We start from the raw sequence: 19,729 nt of genomic DNA on the forward strand, positions 1-19,729 counted from the left end.
AATGGCACGAAAAAGCAGGAAAAGCATTCCTGAAACGGTCAGCAGTGCAGCCGTCCAGGAAGAGATCAAAAGACCGTTCCGGGCAGGGTTATATGCAAGGATTTCTATGGAAACAGAGGAAACGATAGAGAGGGGGACGATAGAAACCCAGGTGGAACTGATGAAAAACTATGTGGCTGATACAGAGGATATTTCGGTTGCAGAAGTTTATAAGGATTCTGATTATTCCGGTACAAATTTTGACCGTCCTGGATTTACGCAGATGATGGAAGATATCAAGCATGGGAAAATCAACTGCGTGATTGTAAAGGATTTGTCCAGGCTTGGCAGGAATTATGTAGAAACAAGCAATTATATTGAGCGTGTATTCCCGTTCTTTCATGTACGGTTCCTGGCAGTGACGGATGATTTTGATTCTTTCCGTGAGGGAGTAGATCTGACTGTTCCCTTAAAGAATATTATCAATGAGTTCTATTCCAAAGACCTTGCAAAAAAGAGCAGCAGTGCAAAAAAAGCATTGTGGAGAGAAGGGAAATTTACCGGTGCCTGGGAACCCTATGGATATAGGAAATCAGAACAGGACAGGCACCAGCTGGTAGTTGACGAGGAAGCTGCCGGACATTTACGGGCGATTTTTTCTATGTATATGAATGGATGCAGTTACAGTGATATTGCAAAAAAACTCAACGCTGATGGCGTCTTGTCCCCAACTTTGCAGAGGGAATATTATAGATCCGGGGAAAAGCCATCCCCAGAGTCCAAACCGTGGAATAATTATGAAGTAAAACGTGTGCTTCAGGATGTTCATTGTACCGGGGATTCCGTATATGGAAAATATCAGCAGAGCGTTTTCCAGGGAAATAAGCAGAGAAACAGACCGGAGAGTGAGTGGATCTATGCAGAGAATACCCACGAAGGGATTATAGATAAAGAGCTGTTCCGCCAGGTACAGGAAAAAATCCGGGAATTTACGGAAGAATATAAAAAGAGGCATCAGCTGAATAATGGAGCCATCCGGAGCCAGAATTTTTATACCGGCAAGATCAGGTGTGGAGGATGTGGCAACCGCATGATCCTGTCCAGAGAAAAGTCCGGAACATTTTATTATATCTGCGGTGCCAATGCAAACCATAAATCAGGAGGAAACCAGTGCAAGGGGCACAGGGTCAAAAAAGAATACGTGGATGAAGATGTCCTTCGTCTGATCCAGTCACATATGAAAAACGTACTGGATACAGAAAAAATGATCCGGGAAATGAACTCCGCTTCCAGAAACCAGACGCAATATTTGCTTTTGGACAAGGAAGTAGGGAAATTTCGGCGGGAACTGAGCCGGATCAGTAAGCGTAAATCTGATTTATATGAGGATTATTCGGAACGCCTGATTACAGAAGAAGAGTACATGCAGTTTTCCCGTATCTATTCCAATGAAATAGAAAACATCAAGAGCCGTCTGGATGCAGTATTGACGGCGCAGGTACGGTATTCCCAAGATTATCATATCGAAGAAGGATGGGGGAAAGTGATACATACTTATATGTCTAAGCGGAAGCTGACAAAAGAAATGGTGGATGCCTTTGTGGATTCCATTATTATCCATGGTAAGTATGATTATGAAATCAAACTGGTATATGATGACCAGTTCGCTGAATTGCAAAAGATAATGAAAGAGAAGGAGGCACAGTCAAGATGACAGAAAATAGGAAAACAGCTGTCTATATCCGTTTATCTATGGAAGATGAGAATGTGGATGGCAGAACCAAACTGGAAAGTGACAGTGTGACTTCTCAGAGGATCCTGTTGAAATCGTTTGTGATCGATCAGCTTGGTGTGGATGAGTCGGATATCCTTGAATATGTGGATGACGGTGTCAGCGGCACCCATTTCAAACGCAATGGTTTTCAACAGTTGCAGGAGGATATGAAAAGCGGACAGATCGGCTGTGTAGTTGTGAAAGATTTCTCCAGGTTTGGCAGGGACTATCTGGAAGTGGGATTTTATATTGAGTATATTTTTCCGCTTCTTCAGATCAGATTTATTTCCATTAATGACAGTTATGACAGTGAAGCCAGCTCTGGAATGACCGGCGGTATGAATGTAGCTTTGAAGAATCTGGTTTATAACATGTATAGCCTGGATTTGTCGAAAAAAATCTCATCCGCAATGCAGACCAGAATGAAAAACGGAACAAGGCTTCCGGTAAATGCCAGATATGGTTATAGAAAGGGCAAAGATGGAAGGTTGGAAATTGATCCGGATTCGGCTAAGGTGGTGAAGATGATTTTCCAGATGGCTGCAGAAGGTATGAGCTTTGCAGAGATCACAAGGGAACTGAACAAACAGGAAATTGCCACCTGTGATGAGCAGAAAATGTCAAGAGGAGAGCAGGTTCAGTTCCGACGATTTGATACCATCATGAAAAAACGCTGGAATCCAACCACAGTATCTGCAATCATACGGGATGAGATTTATATCGGAACCCGGATATGGGGTAAAACACGCTGTAGTATGCACACCGGTCATAAGGCGGTTCTTAATGACGAGTCTGACTGGATCAGGCTGGAAAACCACCATGATCCGATTGTTGACAGGGAACTGTTTGAAAAAGCGAACAGACTGCATCCGAAAAAATCCAGAGGTGTTGCAGAAACAAGAACCAATTATACGCTGGCAAGACGCAAGAAACAGCCAGCACTGATGCTGTGTGCACACTGTGGTCATTGTCTGGTAAGAGAAACGGAGCATCTACTGAAATGCTCGGATGGGCGTACCAGCGGTGATCATGTCTGTCGAAGCCTGGTGGTCAGACGTGAGCCAATGGAAAAGCATATCCTGGAACTTGTTCATCAGTTTGCATCTTCCATGCTGGAAAACCGGAAGATTGTTAAATCAAAGAACCAGAGCAAAGGTATGGGGACGAATGTTGCAGAATTGTTGAAACAGAGCCGCCAGTTGTCTTCTGAAAAAATGAGACTTTATGATGGGTACAAAGATGGTTGTATTGATCGGGAACTGTACAAGCAGAAAGCAGAAAAGATAGGCAGACAGCTGGAAGAAATCAGACGAAAGATAGCAGAGTCTGAACGTGATGCAAAGATGCTTGAGCAGGACAATACTGCGAAGGAAATGAAACTGGAAGAATTTCTGAACATGGAGAAATTCGATACAGAGAAATTACGGGAGATCATCAAGGTTATCCGGGTGCATAGCCAGGAGGAAATCGAAATTGAATGGAATTGTGATGATGTATTTTTAGGGCAGAGATAAAATGTTCTGGACAAGAGCGATTTTGTGGAAGATAATAAAAGTGTTGGGTACCTGATTGGAATGGTCAGGTACTTTCCGGCAAGAAAAAAGAATTATTTTTTTTGTCCCATACTTGACACGTCCTCATACGCTACGCCATACGTTCTGCACAAGACTGGCAAGCAAGAACATGAACCCGAAAGATTTACAGTATATCATGGGGCATTCAAATATCAGTATCACAATGAACTGGTACGCTCATGCGTCCATAGATACCGCAAAATCAGAGGTTCAGCGTCTGATTGCATAAGAAGTATTTACCACGATTTTAACCACGATTGACAGGGAAAATATAAGAAGATAAGCCTAGATATGTGAGGTTTACCACAAAAGCAAAATGCCCGTAGAGCCGATAAAATAAGGCTTTGCGGACATTTAAGAAGATATAAAAAGATAGTCAAAAAGATATATATAATTTAATATAAATATTTAATAATTATGTAAGAGGATTCTAAACGAAGGGAGGATTATAAGAATTATGCAGTAATTGTATTTTGAGGGGAGAGAAAGGAGAAAAGAAAGATGAAGAAAAGATTTCAAAGAGTTATGGCCTGGATGTTGACTGTCCTGATGATATTGACTTACATACCAACAGATGTATGGGCCGATGGTCAGAATGTACAGGAGAATACAGTACAGCAGGAGGAGACAGATTCAGCAGGGTTAAACGATGTGAATAAGGAAGAATCCGGTGAATCGGAAGATAATGATCAGGAGAAGAAAAACGATGTATTGTCAGAAGATGCAGAAGGGAATGCAGAAACGGACAGTATAGATGATAACAGTGTGACAATGCTGGCAAATGAGCAGGTAACAGTGGAGTCTCTGGAAATCATATCCATGCCATACAGAACCAGTTATTACTGTGGATTCGAGGAGATTGAACCATATGTCTCTATATATGGTATTGAACTTCTGGCATCTTATAGTAATGGACATACAGAAACTATAACTGCTGATTATACAGAGAGTCCTCAGGACAGTTATGGAAACATGCTGTATTTGGAGAAAGACAGCAGATGGCTGGAGACGCCGGGAGAATATGAGATAATACTGCATCTGGGCGATGCCGAGGCAAAAGTTCCGATCAAGACGCAGGACGTGTTTGAAACGGCACCTGTATTATATGAACAGGATACAGAACTGAAGTTTGAAAAAGATACTTCCGGAAACTGGTGTACATGGGCAGTAATAAAGCCTTCAGAAACAGGCACATATGCATTGGAGCGGAATTTTGATAATACGCGTCTGGAAATGTATAAGTCTGATGGTACATTTGTGGGAGGATATTGGGGGGCAGTATCCAGGTGGAAATTAGAGGCCGGTGAATCCTATGTCTGTTTCTGCAGAGATTATGATTATTCTGAGGACAATTTATACAAGGCTTCTTTACAAAAGACAACTGCGGTTGAAAAGGTTGAGATTATCCGTCAGCCATATAGTACCTCTTATGTTCAGGAGCTGGACCGCCAGTTTGGCTTCTCGTCAGAAGGAATTGGATTGAGAGTCACATATGATAATGGTGATACCACGTTCCTGGGCTATGATGAGGATGGAAATTATATAGATGAGGACAAGTATGGAAATTATTATTGGCAGAGAGAGTCAGATTGGGATGAAATCATCTCTAAGCCGGGAATTTATGATGTGCATGTAGGCGTTGATGAAGTGGAGGCGGATGAGCCTGTTAAAATCCAGGTACTGCCTCTTGAGAATATTCCTCAGATAACAGAAGCAAATTATTTTTCCATAGGTATGTCAAAGGAGAAAAAAGAGTGGAAAAAAGTAGTTCCAAGCAAGAGTGGGCAATATAATATAAGCGTTTCAGAGTGGACCTATATCTATATATTGGATGAAAATTTTGAACAGATAGATGCTGACTATGCTATGGATATGTCGGCACCTATGGATGCCGGTAAAACATATTATATTTGTTTTCAAAGCGATAATTTAAGAGAATATGCCGGAATCGTACAATCAGTACCACAGGTAACAGCACTTACCATGCTCCAGGAGCCAGTCAAGAAGAAATACATTAAAAATTTAGATTATAATTATTATCTGAATGACCTGGAATTGGAACTGACCTATGAAGATGGAAGTACCTATACCATGTCATGGGATGAAATTGGAGAGAATGGAGACTGGAAAGACTCATACGGTAATTATCTCAGAGTAAAGATTCTTAAGGATGGCAGTGAGGGTGAGTGGACAAGCGAAGCAGGTACCTATGAAATGGTATTGTCCGTTCAGGAACAAAGTGTAAGCCTGGAAATAGCGGTAGAAGAGATCAGCAGTGAAAATGTCCCTGTTTTGACAGATACTGATCAGGAGTTTTTCTATGAAGAGGCAGGAAATACTTATGTGCAATTTGTACCGGAAGAGGACGGCGTTTACGGACTGAGATTTCAGAACCCTGTGAACTGCCGTAAATATAATCAGGAAACAGGCGGTTACGAGTATTGTGATGGCCAACAGATTAATCTGGCATTAAGCGGCGGAACAGCCTGCTATCTGGAAATAAGCAAAATGTATGAGGAGGATGTAAGCTTTGTCGCCAGAGTGGAAAGAATCCCTGAACTGGAAAGCGCTACTATTGTTTCTGAACCGGTAGAAACCTCATATATATTGGGATTGACGGATGGAGAAATAATTTTAGACGGAATGAAGCTGCAGCTTAACTACAGGGACGGAGAAACTACATATATAAATTACAAAAAGGATGAGTATAATCAGGATAAATATGGCACACAGGTAATATATCAGGGATTAAAAGATGTCAATGGTGAGGTGACAAAGCCGGGTATTTATAAAGCAGAAATACAGATAGGTACTATTGTAAAAGAGGTACAGATCACCATAAAATCTCTTTCTGAAATAGAACCCATAAACCTGGAAGCGGGAAACACCGTAGAAGGAAAAACGGGGATTGGATTTCAGTATTTCAGTTTTACTGCACCAGAAACGAAAGACTATTATATAAAAATGGATGAAGAAAGACATGTGCTCTGGAAGGAGAAAGATGCCGGAGCATTGAATTCCATGTGGACAGATAATGGTTTGCTGAAGTTTAAAGGCGGCAGAACTTATATATTGGCAGTTGAATTTCGGGAAGAGAGCAATTATAAGATAACGGCTGGTCAAATTCCGGAAATCAAAGCTTTACAGATTAAACAACCTCCGCGTACTGAGTATTATTACGGTTTGCAGAAAAGTCTGGAAGATTATGAACTCAGATATGAAGTGATTTATGAAAATGGTGAGAAAGAGGTCCTTTCCAGATATGAAACATCGAAATATGGTATGAATTTATCAGAGGAAAGTCCGTTTGATCAGTGGAATCTAAAAGATGAAAAGGGTAATCTCCCGGTAGGAGATTACCAGATGATATACAGACTGGGGACGGCCAGTATGAATGTAACAATTTCGGTACTTTCCCTGGATGGTCTTGACAGCTTGAAAGAAGGGGGATATCAGTTCCTGACAGGGGATCAGGTGTTACGGTTTGTACCGAAAGAGACGGGAAACTACCGTCTGATGTTCCGGGTGACCGGTAACATAACAGTATATGATTCTGAATATGAATACTATTGCGGCGATTCTTACTGCAGCGATATACTTATAGAATCAATGGAGAAGGATAAGACGTATTATTTTATGTTGCAAGATACCCACAGTTCAAACATGGACCAAGCGGTAATGATTGAAAAAGAAAAGACAGTGGTCAGCCTGCAGGCAGATACCTCAAACATACAGACGGTATATCGCCAGTATCTGGACAATGTTAATTTTGATGAGCTTTATTTAAAAGCTATATATGATGATGGCACCAGGGAAACAATTTATAATTATAGTTCAGGAGTTTCCATAGATTTTCAGACTGTAGGATTTCCTTTGGAAAAAGTGGGTACTTACCCTGTAACAATTTCTTACAAAGGAGCAGAAACTACATTTAATATTGAATGTGTTCCAGCGGATACAGGGGAGTTAGCTCTGCTGGAGGAAGATGAAACCAATATAATACCATTCTTAATGGATGAAGCCAGAAAGACTGTACTATTTATTCCATCTCAGACCTCTAAGTATGTGTTCTCTGCAAGAGATGGATATCATGATGAGAGTATACAGATTTGGGATGATACCGGAAACTGTATTGTAGAGAAAACAGATTGGCTCGATCATGGTGTGGCAGTTGATTTGGTAGGGGGAAAAGAATATCTCATTAGTTTGACATCGGGCTACAAGTGCAGTGTGGAATTAAAGGTTTCCAGGATATCTGATAAGATTGTAAACATGCAATTTGATAAATCCTCCATAAAAGATTATTATTTGTATGATGACTGGGGACCAGGGAGTGATGAATATGCAATTGCGGTTGATGTTGAATATGAAAGCGGAGAAAAAGAAATACTGAAAAGCGGTCAAAAAGGAAAATACGGAGCTGCCATGACGATATCAGTCAGACAAAATGGCAGGGAAGATAATAAAGTTACAGCTTCGTATCTTGACCACAGTATAGACGGAACACTGAATCTGTGTACAATAGAAAACGCACCACTTGATATAGTTAAGTTGGGAAAAAATACCTTAGATGTAAACCGCCAAGTGATCTATTACAAATTTACGCCGGAGGAAGATGGAATTTATAAATATAGCGTGAATTATGATATGATTACGCAGACCTCCCGTTTTACGAGTGCGGATGGCAGCAGCCAGACAGAATTAAAAAAGGGAACCACATATTATCTGAAGCATTATATTGCTCCTGAAACCAAGCGTGTAGAAATCACTGTTGAGAAGGTAAAGGAAGTCAGCAAGATAGAAATTAAGAGGAAACCTGACAAGACAGTTTATGCAGCAGATTGGGATTATAATGTGGAGAATGAGGGTCTGGTAATACATGCTGTTTATTCGGACGGTACAAGCAGAGATATAGCACTTGAGGACCTTGCTTTTGAAGGATTTTCAGTTGATTACCCGGGTATAGAAAGCTCTCTTTATAATACAGAACCTGGAGACTATAAAGGAGTGGTGAGCTGGAGAGATGTATCGGCATCTTTTGATATAAAAGTTTTGTCTTTAAAAGACATTTCACAGGAAGTTAAGGAAAATGAGATACAAACTTCTGAAAGCAAAGGACGTAAACTGTATAAATTCATGCCCCAAAAGGATGGCATCTATTGGTATGTTTCTGATGTATATACTGCGGTAAGAGATGAATCCGGATACGAAGCTGACATACTTTATACACAGCAGATGGGATTTCAGAAGCTTATGCGGCTGAAAAAAGGAAAATGGTACTTTTTTAGTGTGGATTTCACAACCAGTAACCAGAAGTTCTGCATCTGTCCACAAAAATCAGTCGCGGATATCCAGGTGAAAAACAATACGGTTACAGTGATGGAAAATTCCAGTTTATACAGTCTGGAAGAGGATGCAGTAATCATCTATGAAGATGGTTCAAAGGATACTATAAATTTTGGCGAGGTATTGGATACAGGCGGTTCTCTTGAGCTGATTTCCCTCAAGGGAACGAGAGTTATAGGAAAACAGCCAATCGTGCTGAAGTTTTTAGATAAAATGATAAACTGTACACTTAATGTGATTCCTGAAGAAGAATATGAAATGAAAGAATTTAAAATAGGGGAATCACAGAGCTTGGAACAGAGCTGGGTTTACTTCAAATTCAGGACATCTGATAAGCCTTATTACAGGTTTTTTACAGACTCAGAAGAAAGTGTGAGACTACAGTTTTATTCCAAAGGCTATATCAACACTAGTCATTTGATGCCGGTTTATGCGAGCAAGGATGTACCTGCAATTGTTAAGCTGGAACCAAACACAACCTATCGATTAAGTGTCAATGGAAAGGCTGGTAATTCATTAAGCGCAGTCGGAGTATCAGGACTTGAAAAAATTGAAGTGCTCAATAAGGGACAGGAAGAATTATTCCAGGGCGAATATATCAACCAGGATACAATTGAGGCCTATTACTATGGTTTAAAGCTTAAAATAACAGATACAGATGGAAATTCCTGGACAGAAGTTTATAATCCTTATATGAATAGGAGTATAATTCAGGTAGGATTAGAACAGCAGGCCGGAATAGAAAAGTCAGGAAAATGTAAGACGTGGATTGATTACTGCGGTAAAAAAATCACACAAACACTTCCAATTACAGTTATTTCCAAGTCGAAAAATCTGATAGATTTGGGAGATGGGGCTAAAAGTCAATTTAAACGAAATGCATCAAGGTGGAAACAGGTATATAAAATAACTCCAAGTATGGATGGAGCCTACAAAATCAATATGAACACATTGGAGCCTGTCTGGAATGTGGAGATTAAGTTAGTAGATGAAGAAGGGCAGAAACTGATTGACACCCAGAATAATATAGGAAAAGCGTTTGCTATGGAAGAATCACTGACAAAGGGAAAAAGTTATTATTTAATTATTACGTCATACCCATTGCTTACCGGTGAACAGACAGCATCCGTGGAATTCCTTCCGAAAACAATTCTGGTACCGGTTAAAGAGGTTAAGTTAAATGCTGCTCAGCTGAATTTTGCAAAACTAAATGAAACAAAACAGCTGACAGCATCTGTGACACCGGAAAATGCAACGAATAAAACCGTCATCTGGACAACAAGCAATGAAAAAGTTGCGCAGGTGTCCAACGGAAAAGTGACATCTAAGGGGCCCGGAACCTGCACAATTACAGCGAGTGCAGGAGGTATATCAGCAATCTGCAAAGTGAGTGTGAAGTCTCCTGCAGAAAAAATAACTTTAAACAAAACTTCTGCGACAGTTTATACTGGGAAAACGTATACTCTGGTACCTGATTTGACGCCGTCCAACAGTACAGATTCTGTAACATGGACTTCATCAAATACAAAAGTGGCAAAAGTATCATCTAAAGGCGTTGTGACCGGAGTAGCAAAGGGAACTGCCACAATCACTGCAAAGACAACCAGTGGAAAAACGGCTGCCTGTAAAGTGACAGTGAAAACAGCAGCAACAAAGGTGACACTGTCCAAGACGTCAGTGACTGTGAACAAAGGAAAAACATATACACTGAAAGCCACTATGTCACCGTCAGGTGCAAATGACAGTCTGCAGTGGAGCAGTTCAAACAGTAAAGTGGCAAAAGTTTCCACTTCCGGTGTTGTGACCGGAGTTGCCAGAGGTTCAGCAACGATAACTGTAAAGACAGGAAGTGGAAAAACAGCTTCCTGTAAAGTGACAGTAAAAGTACCTTCCACAAAAGTGTCTTTAAGTAAAACTTCGGTTTCTTTAAATAAGGGAAAAACCTATACCCTGAAAGGCACTATGTCACCAAGTGACAGTACAGACAGTCTGAAATGGAGCAGTTCAAATACAAAAGTGGCGAAAGTATCCTCTTCGGGTGTGGTGACCGGAGTGGAAAAGGGAAGCGCTGTGATTACAGTGAAGACTACCAGCGGAAAAACAGCTACCTGCAAAGTGACAGTAAAAATTCCATCTACCAAAGTAACTATGAGTAAGACTTCCATTTCCGTTAATGTTGGAAAAACCTATACTTTAAAAGGAACCATGTCACCAAGCAATACAACGGATACTTTGAAGTGGAGCAGTTCTGATACTAAGATTGCAAAAGTATCTTCAACAGGTGTAGTCACAGCCGTGGCAAAAGGAAGTGCTACGATCACGGTAAAGACCACCAGCGGAAAGACAGCTACCTGTAAAGTTACGGTAAAAGTACCGTCCACCAAAGTGACCATGAGCAAGACTTCCGTATCCATCAATGTGGGAAAGACCTATACCCTGAAAGGGACCATGTCACCCAGTAATACAACGGATACATTGAAATGGAGCAGTTCCAATACCAAGATAGCCAAGGTATCCTCAACAGGTGTAGTCACAGCCGTGGCAAAAGGAAGTGCTACGATCACGGTAAAGACCACCAGCGGAAAGACAGCTACCTGTAAAGTTACGGTAAAAGTACCGTCCACTAAAGTGACCATGAGCAAGACTTCCGTGTCGATCAATGTGGGAAAAACCTATACCCTGAAAGGGACTATGTCACCCAGTAATACAACGGATACATTGAAATGGAGCAGTTCCAATACCAAGATAGCCAAGGTATCCTCAACAGGTGTAGTTACAGCCGTGGCAAAAGGAAGTGCTACGATCACGGTAAAGACTACCAGCGGAAAGACAGCTACCTGTAAAGTTACGGTAAAAGTACCGTCCACTAAAGTGACCATGAGCAAAACTTCCGTGTCGATCAATGTGGGAAAAACCTATACCCTGAAAGGGACTATGTCACCCAGTAATACAACGGATACATTGAAATGGAGCAGTTCCAATACCAAGATAGCCAAGGTATCCTCAACAGGTGTAGTCACAGCTGTGGCAAAAGGAAGTGCTACGATCACGGTAAAGACTACCAGCGGAAAGACAGCCACCTGTAAAGTTACGGTAAAAGTACCGTCCACTAAAGTGACCATGAGTAAGACTTCCGTTTCAATCAATAAAGGAAAGACTTATACGTTAAAAGGAACCATGTCGCCCAGTAATACTACAGATACCCTGAAATGGAGCAGTTCTAATACAAAGGTAGCCAAAGTTTCCTCAACAGGCGTGGTAACTGCAGTGGAAAAGGGAACAGCGACTATTACAGTGAAGACTACCAGCGGAAAAACCGCCACATGTAAAGTGACAGTGAAAATTCCATCCACAAAAGTAGCTCTCAGCAAAACATCAATCAGTGTTTATAAAGGAAAGACATATACACTGAAAGGAACTTTGACTCCGGGAAATTCTACGGATACCCTGAAATGGAGCAGTTCCAATACAAAAGTGGCAACTGTATCGGGCAGCGGAGTGGTAAAAGGTATCAGTGCAGGAACAGCTTCGATTACAGTGAAAACCAGCAGCGGAAAAACAGCAACCTGCAAAGTGACTGTAAAAGAAATAAAGGCTGCCTCTATTCAGTTTGACAGTGGAGAGATGAATTTGACTTCCGGCCAATCGGTAAAGGCTGGTATTACTGTTCTCCCGGTCAATACAACGGATAGTATTACCTGGAGCAGTTCCGATGACAGTATAGTGCGTGTATCGTCGGATGGTGTTATAACCGCAGTAAAAGAGGGAGAAGCGAGTGTTGAAGCGAAAACTTCCAGTGGAAAGAAATGTAGTTGTAAAATTACAGTATCTGCTTCGACAGATAATACAGAAGAAACAGCACAATGAAATAGTTTAACGATTTGAGGAATCAGGCTGCAGAGAACTGTTCTGCAGCCTGATTCCTTTTCGCAATAGTTGTCTAAAGATTCCTTAATAATTATATTGCAATCACTTGGCAGAGTATGTTATCTTGTATAAAGAAGGTTTGGCAATGGTGAGCAGCCGAAAAAATATATATGTAAATGTTGGAGCGCAGTATGGACACAAAAGATGAAGCAAAAGAAGAATTAAAACAGGATTCCCCGGAGAATGAAAAAATAAAGTTTACTGTACATAAGAAAATAATAAGGATCATAGTAATTGCAATAGGATTTCTGGCCGCTTTTATTTCCCTGCTGATAGCTACCAGTATATCCTGGATGTTCAGGACATGGACAGGTCTTACGATGAATGAGCTGATGTTTCATATACAATCGCCTATACAGGGAACAGATCATGGCATCATTATCAGCTACATATTATCATGTATTCTTGTATCTATAGGCATCACTATGCTGATAGGCATTATATATAAATTTGTGAAGAAAAAAAGGGGGCTGATACTTTTAGCATCTGCGGTTGTATCCGTCATAGCTGCCGGTACTTCTATAAATCACATGTGGAGCAGATTGGATATTAAGGCCTATGCCAGCAATAAAAATACATATTCCACATTTATTGATGATAACTATATAGATCCAAAATCAGTCAATATTACTTTTCCGGAACAGAAGAGAAATTTAGTATATATCTATTTGGAATCTATGGAAAATACTTATGCAGACGAAAACCATGGCGGCGCATTTGAGAAAAATGTTATTCCGGAACTGACGGAACTTTCAAATAAGAATGAGAATTTTTCCGGTGATCATAAAACATTAAACGGCGGTATTTCCCTAAATGGCACGGGATGGACGGTTGCAGCCATGTTTGCGCAGAGTTCGGGACTTCCCCTTTTGATTCCTATTGAAGGTAATTCCATGAATGAGCAGGATTCATTTCTGCCGGGTCTGACTACAATTGGAGATATTTTAAAGGAAGCGGGATATACGCAGAGCCTGGTTTTGGGATCGGATGCAAATTTTGGCGGCAGAAAGTTGTTTTATACACAGCATGGAATGTATGATATTTATGATTATTACTACAGCAAAGACAATGGTCAGATACCGGAGGATTATCATGTTTTCTGGGGATACGAAGACAGTAAATTGTTTGATTTCGCAAAGCAGCACCTGTTGGAAGCCGGCGCTTCCGATGAACCTTTTAATATGACTATTTTAACAGTAGATACCCACTTTGAAGATGGCTATTTGTGTGAAGATTGTCAGGATACTTTTGGGGATAATCAATATGCAAATGTTATGGCATGTTCCAGTAAACGTGTGACTGATTTTGTGAATTGGATACAGGAGCAGGATTTTTATGAAAATACAACAATAGTTATTTCCGGAGATCATCCCACTATGGACAGTGACTTTTGTGAAGATGTGGATAATAGTTATGACAGAAAAGTCTACACTACCTACATAAATTCTGCTGCAGATACGAAGAATGATACTTACAGACAATATTCTACTTTTGATAATTTCCCGACCACACTGGCAAGTCTGGGCGTGGAGATAGAGGGCAACCGATTAGGTCTGGGAACCAATCTATTTTCATCAGAGGCAACCTTGATGGAAAAATACGATAAAAACACAATAGACATTGAGCTGGACAAAAAGTCAAAATTAATGGAAAAGCTTACGAAAGATATTGTAGTACCGGAGCCGGAAGAAGAGCTGACGGCCGAAGCAGAAGAGGATTCATCTGAAGAGCCGGAAATCATACCTGCAGAGATAGAAGTGACACCATACGATTTCAGAACCGGAAAATATGAAGTCATGGTGAAAAATCTGCCGGCAGACACAGATGTTCAGGCGCTGCGCTGCGCGGTATGGGCGGAAGAAGACCAAAGTGACTTAAAATGGTATGAAGCGGAATTACAGGCAGACGGTTCTTATATTACGAAAGTATGGGCAGCGGATTTTGCTTACAAGGTATCAGAGTATAATATTCATATCTATACATTAGATACAGAAGGGGAACCGCATCTGCTTGCAGAAGCAGCAGGAGAGATAACGAGATAATAAAATCCCAGGTGCAAACAGCCACCTGGGATAAATTTTAATATTTAAATAAAAAAAGGATGCAGGAGATGGGACTTGAACCCACACGATATTGCTACCACAGGCACCTGAAGCCTGCGCGTCTGCCAATTCCGCCACTCCTGCATCTTCTATTAAGTTGGTGTTCTCTCGAACACAAGTGATATAATACACGATTCAAACAAGAAAGTCAATACCTTTTTTAAGAAAAAATAAAAAATCTGCCGGCAACCGCAGTCACCGCCAGAAAGTATTGTCAAAAACAAAAAAAGGATGCAGGAGATGGGACTTGAACCCACACGATATTGCTACCACAGGCACCTGAAGCCTGCGCGTCTGCCAATTCCGCCACTCCTGCATCTTCTATTAAGTTCGTGCTCTCTCAAGCACAAGACATATATTACACGATTTTACAGGAAATGTCAACACTAATTTTCAAAGTTTTTAAAAAAATTAACGCAATTCTATTTCCCGACATATTCCGAAGGTTTTTCCGCGTTTTCCGGCCTTGTTCTTTCCTTATAAAATGACAAAAACACCCCAGAATAAAATCAGTATATATTCCCATCATAATAAGGAAATGCCAAATACATAAACCGCATTTCTGCTCCGAAATTCCTGTTTATTATTATCCGGTTTTCGGGCTGTCGAATTTTTTAAAATACAACCGCGAAAAAACAAGAAAAAAAGGTTGAAAAACACCAGATGTTGTGATACACTTTTTACAATTTGGGGAAAATTTGGGGAACCATTAACAGTACGCTATAGAAAGGAAGACAGGTGAAAGCATGAAAGCATTTTTAATACTGGAAGACGGCACCGTCTTTACCGGGACCAGCATAGGGTCGAAGAAAGAAATTATCAGCGAAATCGTCTTTAATACCTCGATGACAGGTTATCTTGAAGTTCTTACAGATCCTTCTTACGCCGGACAGGCAGTCTGCATGACATATCCTTTGATTGGTAATTATGGCATTTGCCATGAGGACCAGGAATCTTTAAGACCGTGGCCGGATGGCTACATTGTCAGGGAATTATCCCGTATTCCAAGCAACTTCCGCTGTGAAGACACCATACAGAATTTTCTGAAGAGATATGATATCCCCGGGATCGCAGGGATTGATACAAGGGCCCTTACCAAGATCTTGAGGGAAAAAGGAACCATGAACGGCATGATTACTACCAATGCAGACTATAAACTGGAGGAGGTTCTTCCAAAATTAAAAGCTTATACCACCGGCAGGGTCGTGGAGCGTGTGACATGTGAGGAGAAGAAAGTGCTGAAGGGCAGCGGACCCAAGGTGGCTCTTATGGACTTTGGGGCAAAAGATAATATTGCCCGTTCCCTGAATAAGCGCGGATGCCAGGTTACCATATATCCGGCATTTACAAAAGCAGAGGAGATTCTGGGAGATGATCCTGACGGCATTATGCTCTCCAACGGTCCTGGTGATCCGAAAGAGTGTACGTCTATAATAGAAGAAATCAAAAAGCTTTATGATTCCCAGGTACCGGTTTTCGCGATCTGTCTCGGACATCAGCTCATGGCACTTGCAACGGGCGCGGATACCAGGAAAATGAAATACGGCCACAGAGGCGGAAATCACCCCGTAAAGGACCTGGAAACCGGAAGGGTATATATTTCATCACAGAACCATGGATATATGGTAGATACGGACACTCTGGACCCTCAGGTGGCTGTACCGGCATTTGAAAATGTCAATGACAAAACAAATGAGGGTTTAAAATATATAGGAAAGAATATTTTTACCGTACAGTTCCATCCGGAGGCTTGTCCGGGACCACAGGATTCCGGATACCTGTTTGACAGATTTATGAAAATGATGGAGGTGAGCGAATAATGCCGAAGATTCAGGATATTAAAAAAGTGCTTGTGATCGGCTCAGGCCCGATCATCATCGGTCAGGCAGCAGAGTTTGACTATGCGGGAACGCAGGCCTGCCGCTCCCTGAAGGAAGAGGGAATTGAGGTCGTTCTCCTGAACTCCAATCCCGCTACCATTATGACAGATAAAGATATCGCGGATAAGGTATATATTGAGCCTCTGACCGTGGAAGTGGTAGAGCAGCTTATCATCAAGGAAAAACCGGACAGCGTACTGCCCACTCTGGGTGGACAGGCCGGACTGAATCTGGCTATGGAGCTGGAAGAGAGAGGCTTTTTAAAAGAACAGAATGTGCGCCTGATCGGTACCACCTCTGAGACGATCAAGAAGGCGGAGGACCGTCAGGAATTTAAGGATACCATGGAGAAGATCGGTGAGCCGGTGGCAGCTTCCCTGGTTGTAAAAACCGTGAAGGATGGTATTGATTTTACAAATAAGATCGGCTACCCGGTCGTTCTGCGCCCGGCATACACTCTGGGCGGCAGCGGCGGCGGTATTGCCTATGATGAGGCGCAGCTTGTGGAAATCCTGGAAAACGGCCTTCGTCTCTCCCGTGTGGGTGAGGTGCTGGTGGAGCGCTGTATCGCAGGATGGAAAGAGATTGAGTATGAGGTTATGCGCGACGGTGCAGGCAACTGCATTACCGTATGTAATATGGAAAATATTGACCCGGTCGGCGTGCATACTGGTGACAGTATCGTTGTGGCACCTTCCCAGACGCTGGGCGACAAGGAATACCAGATGCTGCGTACCTCTGCTTTAAATATCATCACAGAGCTGGGAATCACCGGCGGCTGTAACGTGCAGTACGCTCTGAATCCTGACAGCTTTGAATACTGCGTCATTGAGGTAAATCCCCGTGTATCACGCTCCTCTGCACTGGCTTCCAAGGCTACCGGATATCCCATTGCCAAGGTTGCGGCCAAGATCGCCCTGGGTTATACACTGGATGAGATCCCGAACGCCATCACAGGCAAGACTTATGCCAGCTTTGAGCCTATGCTGGACTACTGTGTTGTGAAGATCCCGCGTCTGCCCTTTGATAAATTCATCAGCGCAAAGAGAACCCTGACGACACAGATGAAGGCAACCGGTGAGGTTATGAGTATCTGCAATAACTTTGAGGGTGCTCTTATGAAGGCCATTCGGTCTCTGGAACAGCATGTGGACAGCCTTATGTCTTATGACTTTACCGGGCTTACCGAGGAGGAACTGACAGAAGAGCTGAAGATCGTGGACGATATGAGGATCTGGAGGATCGCTGAGGCTGTCCGCAGAGGGATTTCCTATGAAACGATCCATGCAGTCACGAAGATTGATCTGTGGTTCATTGACAAGCTGGCAATCCTTGTGGAGATGGAACAGGCGCTGGCTTCAAAGGAACTTACGGAAGAACTGCTCCGTGAGGCAAAGCGGATTGAATTCCCGGATAATGTAATTGCGCGCCTGACCGGTAAAAGGGAAGAGGACATCAGAGAGCTGCGCCGGGAGTGGGGCATCACTGCCGCTTATAAAATGGTAGATACCTGCGCGGCTGAGTTTGCAGCTGCCACACCGTATTATTATTCTGTTTACGGTGGGGAAAATGAGGCGGATGGGAAGTCCGATAAGAAAAAAGTTCTCGTTCTGGGTTCCGGTCCTATCCGTATCGGCCAGGGAATTGAGTTTGACTTCTGTTCCGTGCACTGTACCTGGGCATTCAAAAAAGAGGGCTATGAGACGATCATTATCAACAACAATCCGGAGACTGTAAGTACGGACTTTGACATTGCAGATAAGCTGTATTTTGAACCGCTGACTCCGGAGGATGTGGAGAATGTGGTAAATATAGAAAAACCGGACGGCGCTGTCGTGCAGTTTGGCGGACAGACGGCTATCAAGCTCACAGAAGCCCTGATGAAGATGGGTGTGAAAATTCTGGGAACATCTGCGGAGGATGTGGATGCTGCGGAGGACCGGGAACTTTTCGATAAGATTCTGGAGGAATGTCATATTCCGAGACCTCAGGGGCATACAGTATATACGGCAGACGAGGCGATCCGTGTGGCAAATACACTGGGATATCCTGTGCTTGTCCGTCCTTCCTATGTGCTTGGCGGACAGGGCATGCAGATTGCCATAAACGATGAGGACGTGGACCAGTATATCGGCATCATCAACAGAATTGCCCAGGAACATCCGATCCTGGTAGATAAATATCTGCAGGGCAAGGAGATCGAGGTGGATGCCATCTGTGACGGTGAGGACATTCTGATCCCCGGTATTATGGAACATATTGAGCGTGCGGGTATTCACTCCGGCGACAGTATTTCCGTATATCCCGCGCGTACCATCAGCGATACAGCAAAGAAAACCATTGAAGAGTATACCAGGAGACTGGCAAAATCCCTGCATGTTATCGGTATGATCAATATACAGTTTATCGTGTGCGGCGAGGATGTGTATGTGATCGAGGTAAATCCCCGTTCCAGCCGTACGGTACCGTATATCAGCAAGGTGACTGGCATTCCTATCGTACCGTTGGCAGCCAAGATGATCCTGGGATATAAGTTAAGAGAACTGGGATATGAGCCGGGCCTGCAGCCTGAGGCAAAGCATATTGCCATCAAGATGCCGGTGTTCTCCTTTGAAAAAATCCGTGGGGCTGACATCAGCCTGGGACCGGAGATGAAATCCACAGGTGAGTGCCTGGGCATTGCAGAGTCTTTCAATGAGGCACTCTACAAGGCATTTTTAGGGGCAGGCATCAATCTGCCGAAGTACAAAAATATGATCATTACCGTGAGGGATGAGGATAAGCAGGATATCGTACCGATCGCCCGGCGTTTTGAGGCACTGGGATACCGCATTTATGCAACCAGAAGCACTGCCAGAGTCTTGAATGAGAACGGTGTGAAGGCTGTCCGCACAAATAAGATTGAGCAGGCATCCCCTAATCTGATGGACCTGATTCTCGGACATAAGATCGATCTGGTGATCGATACACCGTCTCAGGGCGTGGAAAAGGCAAAGGATGGGTTTATTATCCGCCGGAATGCCATTGAGACAGGTGTCAATGTGCTGACTGCCTTAGATACGGCTGAGGCGCTTGTGACCAGTCTGGAGAATACAGATATCCAGAAGCTGGAGCTGATCGATATCGCAGCAATATAATACTGTGACA

Annotated in this window: 6 protein-coding genes, 2 tRNA genes and 1 pseudogene; 7 read left to right on the top strand and 2 right to left on the bottom strand. The window is 42.6% G+C overall.

Annotated elements, in window-relative coordinates:
* The first annotated feature begins 1 nt into the window (after position 1).
* From MUB35_RS24065 to MUB35_RS24085, 5 genes and pseudogenes are all read left to right on the top strand, one after another.
* Positions 2-1,693 carry a recombinase family protein gene (locus MUB35_RS24065; RefSeq protein WP_115625161.1) on the top strand — a complete coding sequence of 564 codons (1,692 nt, stop codon included), beginning with the start codon at positions 2-4 and terminating at the stop codon, positions 1,691-1,693.
* Positions 1,690-3,267 carry a recombinase family protein gene (locus MUB35_RS24070; protein WP_115625162.1) on the top strand — a complete coding sequence of 526 codons (1,578 nt, stop codon included), beginning with the start codon at positions 1,690-1,692 and terminating at the stop codon, positions 3,265-3,267. Before MUB35_RS24065 ends, MUB35_RS24070 begins: the two co-directional genes overlap by 4 nt.
* A gap of 103 nt (positions 3,268-3,370) precedes the next feature.
* A pseudogene (locus MUB35_RS24075) lies at positions 3,371-3,556 on the top strand (tyrosine-type recombinase/integrase); the annotation flags it as partial.
* A 272-nt stretch (positions 3,557-3,828) separates the two neighbouring features.
* Positions 3,829-12,540, top strand: a complete 8,712-nt coding sequence (locus MUB35_RS24080) for an Ig-like domain-containing protein (protein WP_244806963.1) — start codon at positions 3,829-3,831, stop codon at positions 12,538-12,540.
* Positions 12,541-12,731: 191 nt separating this feature from the next.
* Positions 12,732-14,642, top strand: coding sequence for a GBS Bsp-like repeat-containing protein (locus MUB35_RS24085; protein WP_244806964.1), 1,911 nt, complete (start codon positions 12,732-12,734; stop codon positions 14,640-14,642).
* Positions 14,643-14,702: 60 nt separating this feature from the next.
* Here MUB35_RS24085 and MUB35_RS24090 read toward each other — a convergent pair.
* Together MUB35_RS24090 and MUB35_RS24095 are read right to left on the bottom strand one after the other, a co-directional pair.
* Positions 14,703-14,786, bottom strand: a tRNA-Leu gene (locus MUB35_RS24090).
* A 148-nt stretch (positions 14,787-14,934) separates the two neighbouring features.
* A tRNA-Leu gene (locus MUB35_RS24095) sits at positions 14,935-15,018 on the bottom strand.
* 430 nt (positions 15,019-15,448) lie between these two features.
* Here MUB35_RS24095 and MUB35_RS24100 point away from each other — a divergent pair.
* A complete protein-coding gene (locus MUB35_RS24100; protein ID WP_033143132.1) occupies positions 15,449-16,522 on the top strand; it encodes a carbamoyl phosphate synthase small subunit in 1,074 nt (357 codons plus the stop codon).
* Positions 16,522-19,719: a carbamoyl-phosphate synthase large subunit gene (carB, locus tag MUB35_RS24105; RefSeq protein ID WP_033143131.1), complete on the top strand. Its 3,198-nt coding sequence runs from the start codon at positions 16,522-16,524 to the stop codon at positions 19,717-19,719. The genes MUB35_RS24100 and carB overlap by 1 nt, the downstream gene beginning before the upstream one ends.
* Positions 19,720-19,729 lie beyond the last annotated feature (10 nt).

It is taken from the genome of Blautia sp. NSJ-175 (assembly GCF_022867815.1).
In the GTDB taxonomy this organism is placed as follows: Bacteria; Bacillota; Clostridia; order Lachnospirales; family Lachnospiraceae; genus Blautia; species Blautia celeris.

Excerpts from the sequence above, each read along its gene's own strand:
- carB (WP_033143131.1), top strand. The coding sequence starts at position 16,522 with ATGCCGAAGATTCAGGATATTAAAAAAGTGCTTGTGATCGGCTCAGGC.
- MUB35_RS24085 (WP_244806964.1), top strand. The coding sequence starts at position 12,732 with ATGGACACAAAAGATGAAGCAAAAGAAGAATTAAAACAGGATTCCCCG.
- MUB35_RS24065 (WP_115625161.1), top strand. The coding sequence starts at position 2 with ATGGCACGAAAAAGCAGGAAAAGCATTCCTGAAACGGTCAGCAGTGCA.
- MUB35_RS24080 (WP_244806963.1), top strand. The coding sequence starts at position 3,829 with ATGAAGAAAAGATTTCAAAGAGTTATGGCCTGGATGTTGACTGTCCTG.
- MUB35_RS24100 (WP_033143132.1), top strand. The coding sequence starts at position 15,449 with ATGAAAGCATTTTTAATACTGGAAGACGGCACCGTCTTTACCGGGACC.
- MUB35_RS24070 (WP_115625162.1), top strand. The coding sequence starts at position 1,690 with ATGACAGAAAATAGGAAAACAGCTGTCTATATCCGTTTATCTATGGAA.